Source organism: Cellulomonas sp. P4_B5_2 (genome assembly GCF_056402235.1).
This window is the reverse complement of sequence record NZ_JBFUHU010000338.1, coordinates 1-6,148: the sequence shown is the minus strand read 5'-3', so window position 1 is coordinate 6,148 and position 6,148 is coordinate 1. Positions and strand designations below refer to the sequence as shown.

The 6,148-nt window shown below is 74.3% G+C and carries 7 protein-coding genes; 4 read left to right on the top strand and 3 right to left on the bottom strand.

Features of this window, described 5'->3' with window-relative positions; translation table 11 throughout:
* The 3 genes from AC1DUQ_RS18910 to AC1DUQ_RS18900 all read right to left on the bottom strand — a co-directional run.
* On the bottom strand, positions 1-437 hold a 437-nt coding region (locus tag AC1DUQ_RS18910; protein WP_477074346.1), incomplete at its 3' end, for a DnaJ family domain-containing protein.
* A gap of 53 nt (positions 438-490) precedes the next feature.
* Entirely contained in the window at positions 491-1,804 is a 1,314-nt protein-coding gene (locus AC1DUQ_RS18905) for an ATP-binding protein (protein ID WP_477074345.1), read from the bottom strand.
* Positions 1,805-1,806: 2 nt separating this feature from the next.
* Positions 1,807-2,460 carry a response regulator transcription factor gene (locus tag AC1DUQ_RS18900; protein WP_421740192.1) on the bottom strand — a complete coding sequence of 218 codons (654 nt, stop codon included), beginning with the start codon at positions 2,458-2,460 and terminating at the stop codon, positions 1,807-1,809.
* An 83-nt stretch (positions 2,461-2,543) separates the two neighbouring features.
* Here AC1DUQ_RS18900 and AC1DUQ_RS18895 point away from each other — a divergent pair, with 83 nt between their 5' ends.
* From AC1DUQ_RS18895 to AC1DUQ_RS18880, 4 genes are all read left to right on the top strand, one after another.
* Positions 2,544-3,809, top strand: coding sequence for a LolA family protein (locus AC1DUQ_RS18895; protein ID WP_477074344.1), 1,266 nt, complete (start codon positions 2,544-2,546; stop codon positions 3,807-3,809).
* Positions 3,810-3,852: 43 nt separating this feature from the next.
* Complete coding sequence (locus AC1DUQ_RS18890; RefSeq protein ID WP_477074347.1) at positions 3,853-4,785, top strand: ABC transporter ATP-binding protein; 933 nt, start codon at positions 3,853-3,855, stop codon at positions 4,783-4,785.
* Positions 4,772-5,620: an ABC transporter permease gene (locus AC1DUQ_RS18885; RefSeq protein ID WP_477060759.1), complete on the top strand. Its 849-nt coding sequence runs from the start codon at positions 4,772-4,774 to the stop codon at positions 5,618-5,620. The genes AC1DUQ_RS18890 and AC1DUQ_RS18885 overlap by 14 nt, the downstream gene beginning before the upstream one ends.
* Before the next feature lie 14 nt (positions 5,621-5,634).
* Positions 5,635-6,148: hypothetical protein (locus AC1DUQ_RS18880; RefSeq protein WP_477074343.1), on the top strand; the 514-nt coding region annotated here is incomplete at its 3' end.

The window sequence follows — 6,148 nt, the reverse complement described above, 5'->3', positions numbered from 1 at the left end:
ACGTCGCGCAGCGGCGTGACGACGGGCGGGCCGCCCATCAGCTGACGTCGCGCGGAGACGATCCGGGCGTTGAACTCCTCCAGCGCCCCGCGCACGTCGGCCTCGTCGTGCAGGCGGTCCAGCCGCTCCTGCAGTCCCGCGTCGTCCTTGCGCAGCTGGATCGCCTCGGGCAGGACACCGGAGATCTGCTCGCGCTCGATGAGCGCCTTGAGCCACCAGTCGGGGTCGTGCTGGGTGCCGATGCCGGGGATCGGCTTGCCCGCCAGGGGCAGGTCGTCGAACTCCCCGCGCGCGATGGCCTGGTCGATCACGACATCCACCCACAGGTGCCGGTTCTCCATCCGGCCGGGCGGCTGTCCGGGCTCGACCTCGTCGGGCGCCCGATCCCTGTCGACGCGGTACCGGGCCGCGTCACGCACGGGGTCGTGCTCAGGCATCGTCACCTCCGGGGGCTCGTCGGCTCCACGCTACGACGACCGAGGCGGAGTCGTCAGCGGGGCAGCCGCAGCTCCGCGCGCAGACCGCCGAGAGCGGCGTCGCCCAGCACCACGTCGCCGCCCTGCTCCCGCGCGATCTCCCGGGCGATCGCCAGCCCGAGCCCGCTCCCACCGGCATCCCGCTCCCGCGCCTCGTCGAGCCGCACGAACCGCTCGAACACCCGCTCGCGGTCGCCCGGCGCCACCCCTGCGCCGTCGTCGTCGACCCGCACGCTGCCGTCGGCCACCACCACCTCGACCCGGTCGACCGCGTGCCGGAGGGCGTTGTCGACCAGGTTCCGCAGCACCCGCCCGACGGCGGCCGCGTCGCCGCGCGCCTGCCCGGACCCGGTGACCGTGACCGCCACCGACCCGCCCGGTCGCACCACGTCGCGGGCGACGGCACCGAGGTCGCGCTCGTCGTGCACCAGCGGCGACGAGCCCACGCGCGCGAGCAGGAGCAGGTCGTCGACGAGCGCCTGCATCCGGAGCACCTCGACCTCGAGGTCCCTGGCCAGCTCGTCGGTCCCGTAGGAGCCGGGGTGCGCCCGGGCGACCTCGATGGTGGTGCGCAGGGAAGCGAGCGGGGAGCGCAGCTCGTGGGCGGCGTCGGCGACGAACGCCCGCTGCCGGGCGGCCCCGGCCTCGAGGCGGTCGAGCATCGAGTTGAGCGTGCGGGCCAGCGCGCCCAGCTCGTCGTCGCGCGCGGGCACAGGGAGCGAGCCGGGACCGCCCGACGAGGCCACCAAAGCAGCCCCGCGCCGGAGCTCCTCCACCRGCCGCAACGCCCGCCCGAGGATGAGCCAGACGCCGACCCCCAGCGCGAGCGTGAGCAGCGGCACGACGACCACGAGCGCGAGCCGCAGCGCGTCCAGCACGCCCTGCACCTCGGTCAGCGGCACGGTGGCGACGACGGTGACGGGCTCGCCGCGGTACGTCGTCGGGCTCACCGCGACCCGAGCGACGTCGTACGCGGTCTGCTGCGTGCTCGTGGCATCCAGGCCCGCCAGGACGTCCACGGGCAGCACCGGCAGCGTCCGGCTCGCGTTCGGCGAGGTGGCGAGCACGGCACCGTCGGCGTCGATCAGCTGCACGATCTCGCCGGGCTCCTCCACGGGCAGGGTCTCGGGGAGCCGGTCGTCGGCGGCGAGCGCCGCCACCGTGGCCGCGCGGTTCTGCACCACCTGGTCGAGGGCGTCGACGCGCGTGCTGCGCAGCACGGTGGTGAGCGCGATCGCCCCGACGACGAGAGCCACGCAGACCGCCCCGGAGGCGAGCAGGGTCAGCCGGAGGCGCAGCGAGGCGCCGCGACGCACACCGTCCGCCACGGTCAGCCCGCCACGCGGTACCCGGCGCCGCGGACCGTCTCGACCACGTCCCGACCCAGCTTCCGGCGCAGGTACCCGACGTAGACCTCGACGACGTTCACGTCCTCGCCGGTGCCGTCCCAGACGTGGTCACGCAGCTCGACCTTGCCCACCACCCGGTCGGCGTGGTGCATGAGGTACTCGAGCAGCGCGATCTCGCGGGTGGTCAGCGGGACGGTCTCGCCGCCGCGGGTCACGCGCCGCGTCGCCGGGTCCAGGGCGAGGTCGCCGACCGTGAGCACGGGCGGTCGCACGGTCCCCTGCCGGCGCAGCAGGGCGCGCAGCCGGGCCACCAGGACGACGAACGCGAACGGTTTGGTCAGATAGTCGTCGGCCCCTACGTCCAGGCCGTCGGCCACGTCGTACTCGCCGTCCTTGGCGCTGAGCATGAGGACCGGGGTCCACACGTCGCGCGCCCGCAGCTCGGTGACCACGTCGTACCCGTTGCGCCGCGGGAGCATCACGTCGAGCACGATCGCGTCGTACCCGTCCTCGGAGGCCAGCTCGAGCCCGCGCTCCCCGTCGTAGGCGACGTCGACGGCGAAGCCCTCGGCGGTCAGGCCCCGGTGCAGGGCGCGCACGAGCCCGCGCTCGTCGTCGACCACGAGAACCCGCATGTCCTGAGCATCGCACTCGCAGCCGACGCGGGTGCCCACGCACTCTCAGCATGCCCTCAGCAGGCACGATGCACAGTGGAGCCATGAACGAGTCCCGTCGCACCGATGCTGTTCCCACCCGCCGCGCCCTGTCATCCCGAGCCCCCTGGGCCGTGCCCGTCGTCGCCGCCGTCGCGGTCGGTATGGCGTTCGTCGCGCCGCCGCTGTTCGCGTCCGCCGGCGATGACGGCCTGCCGACGATCACCCCCGAGGAGCTGGCCGCGCAGGTGGCGAGCGCCGAGCCGTCGCCGCTGTCCGGCACGGTCGTGTACACCGCGCGGCTGGGGCTGCCGGAGATCCCGTTCGGCGCGGTCGCCGGCGCCGACCCGATCAACCTGCTCGGCGGCAGCTCGACCATGCGGGTGTGGTCGGACGGCGACCAGCGGTCCCGCGTGGCGCTGCTCGGTCCCACGTCGGAGTACTCCGTGGTGCAGGACGGGCCGGAGGCGTGGACGTACTCGAGCACCGACGACGCGGTCGTGCACTACAGCCTGAGCGCGGCGGACGAGGCACGGTTCGAGGCGCTCCAGGAGCAGGCCGAGGCCGGGGAGCTGCCCGTGCAGAGCGACCTGCCGACGCCCGAGGAGGCCGGTCGCCAGGCGGTCGGGCTGGCACGGATGTCCTCGACGGTGACGCTGGACTCGCAGACCGAGGTCGCGGGACGCGCCGCCTACCAGCTGGTCGTGACGCCGACGAGCGACACGACCCTGGTGGGGAGGATCGTGGTGGCCGTGGACGCCGAGACCTCGACCCCGCTGCGGGTGCAGGTGTGGAGCAAGAGCGACACCGAGACGCCCGCGCTCGAGATCGGGTTCACCGACGTGTCGTTCGCGACGCCCGCCGACTCGGTCCTCGCGTTCTCGGCTCCGGCCGGGTCGTCGACCCGCGACGTCGTCGTGCCGCTGCCCGAACCGCCGGCGGAGGCGGCCACGGCCCGCGAGGACAAGGAGCTGCCCGAGGGTGTGACCATCACCGGCACCGGCTGGGACACCGTCGTGCAGGCCTCGGGCCTCGACGTCGCCGCCCTGGTGGCCGGTGACCCCGCGGCTGCCGCCAACCTGCCCGGCGTCGACAAGACGTTCGGCTCGAAGGGTGCCGCGGACCTGTACGCCGAGTTCGTGCCCGAGGAGGGCTCAGGCTCCCCGATGGGCCACCTCGACACGACCGCGCTGTACGACACCCTGACGAAGCCGGTGCCCGAGGGTCGGCTCCTGTCCTCCGCGCTGCTGTCCGTGCTGATCACCGACGACGGCCGCGTGCTGGCCGGCGCGGTGCCCGGCGCGACGCTCCAGGCCCTGGCGGCCCAGTGACCGACCCGGGGGGGCGGCGCGGGCCGCGTCCGAGGACGCCGACCTGGCCATCCGGACCGACGGGCTGACCAAGCGGTTCCGCTCCGGGCAGGTGGCCGTCGACGGCATCGACCTGCGCGTCCCCCGCGGCGCGGTGTACGGGTTCATCGGACCCAACGGCTCGGGCAAGACGACGACGATCCGGATGCTCCTGGGCCTGGTGCGGCCGACCAGCGGGCGCGCGCACCTGCTCGGCGGCGCGATGCCCGAGGCGGGCGCGGACGTGCTGCCGCGGGTGGGCGCGCTCGTCGAGGGACCGGCGTTCCACCCCTACCTGACCGGCCGGGCGAACCTCGGGCGGCTCGACGCCAGCGACGCGACGGCCGACCCGCGCACGGCCCGGCAGCGTGCCGACGAGGCGCTGGAGCGCGTCGGGCTCGCCGCCGCGGCAGCCAAGCCCTACCGGCAGTACTCGCTCGGCATGAAGCAGCGCCTGGGCCTGGCCGCGGCACTGCTGCGACCGCGCGAGCTGCTGGTGCTCGACGAGCCGACCAACGGCCTCGACCCGCAGGGCACCCGCGAGGTGCGGAACCTGGTGCGCGAGCTCGCCGACCACGGCACCACCGTGCTGGTCTCGTCGCACCTGCTGGCCGAGATCGAGCAGGTGTGCTCGCACATCGGGATCATGAGCGGCGGGCACCTGCTCCTGCAGGGCGACCGCGCCGAGCTCACCGGGCGCGGCCTGCCACGCCTGTCCCTGCAGACGTCGGCCGACCACGTCGGCGCCGCCGCGGAGGTGCTCACCGGGCTGGGTCTCACGGACGTCCAGACGACCGGCCAGACCGTGTCCGCGCTGCTCGGGGCGGTGCCGCCCGAGAAGGTGTCCGCCGCGCTTGTCCACGCGGGCGTCGACCTGCTGGGTCTCGAGGTCCGCCGACCGAACCTCGAGCAGATCTTCGTCGAGCTGACCGGGGAGGGCTTCGATGTCGCTCGTTGAGGTCGCACCCCGTCGGGGCTCCCTGCTACGGCTCGTCCGCAGCGAGCTGCGCCTCGTGCTCGGCCGGCGGCGGAACATCGTCCTGCTGGTCGGGCTCTCGCTGGTGCCCCTCCTGCTGGGCACCGTCCTGTTCCTCACCCAGGACACCGCGCTGGACGGCCAGGGTCCGGGCTTCGTCGGGCGGGTGACCGGCAACGGCCTGTTCCTCGTCATCGCGTCGTTGTTCGTGTGCCTGCCGTTCCTGCTGCCGCTGACCATCGGGATCGCGTCCGGCGACGCCATCGCCGGCGAGGCCTCGGCCGGCACCCTGCGCTACCTCCTCACCGTGCCGGTGGCGCGCGGACGGCTGCTCGCGGTCAAGGCCGTCGGCGCCCTCGCGTTCGCGGCCTCGGCGGTGACGGCCATCGCGGTGGTCGGCGTGGTGGCCGGGGCGGCCTACTTCGGGCTGCGCGGCATCACGCTGCTGTCCGGGACCACGGTTCCGCTCGGCGACGGCATCCTGCGCGTGGCCGCGGTCGTGGTCTACGTCGGGCTGTCCATGACCGGGCTGGTGGCGGTCGGGCTGTTCTTCTCGACGCTCACCGAGGTACCGGTCGGCGCGATGGCGGCCACCGTGGTCACCGCGATCGTCTGCGGTGTCCTCGACCAGCTCCCGCAGCTCGCGACGATCGCGCCCGCCCTGCTCACGCACCACTGGCTCGACTTCGCGGAGTTCCTGCGGCTGGAGCCCGACTGGGGAGTGCTGGGTCAGGGGCTCGCTCTGCAGGCCGCGTGGGTCGCGATCTTCGGGGCGCTGGCGTGGAGCCGGTTCACCACCGCGGACGTGTCGAGCTGACGTAGTGTCCCGCCATGGGGCGACGGGGCGACGTGCAAGAGGTCGAGCTGCACGACTCGGCCGTGCCGGACGACGAGCTGCCGACCGACCTCCGCGGATCACGCCGGCGGGTGTGGCTGGTGGGCGTCGTCGCGGTGGTCGCCCTGGCGCTGGGCGTGACGCAGTGGGTCATGACCGCCCGCGAGAACGCCGCAGTCGCGCGGCTGGCGCAGGTACCGGGAGTGCTCGGGCCGGTGGACGGGACGCTGCAGGTGGTCCAGGCACTGACCCCCGAGCGCACCGCCACGCTGACCGGAGAGGCGTACGGTGCCCTCCTCCGTGCCGAGGACGGCGCACAGAGCTACCAGTGGTTCGAGCCGGCCGACGAGGGGCCGGGGTGGACGACGCCGCTGCTCGACGCGCCGGCCGGACTCGAGGACCCGTCGCAGGCGTACTTCGGCAGCACCTGCGCGACGGATGAGGCGTCGGGCACCGGGGCCGGCGACGCCGACCACGTGGTGTGCCTGGTCACGGACAGCGCCTACGTCA

Bases quoted from the DNA above. Each gene is read 5' to 3' on its own strand.
- AC1DUQ_RS18885 (WP_477060759.1), top strand. From the start codon at position 4,772: ATGTCGCTCGTTGAGGTCGCACCCCGTCGGGGCTCCCTGCTACGGCTC.
- AC1DUQ_RS18895 (WP_477074344.1), top strand. From the start codon at position 2,544: ATGAACGAGTCCCGTCGCACCGATGCTGTTCCCACCCGCCGCGCCCTG.
- AC1DUQ_RS18900 (WP_421740192.1), bottom strand. From the start codon at position 2,460: ATGCGGGTTCTCGTGGTCGACGACGAGCGCGGGCTCGTGCGCGCCCTG.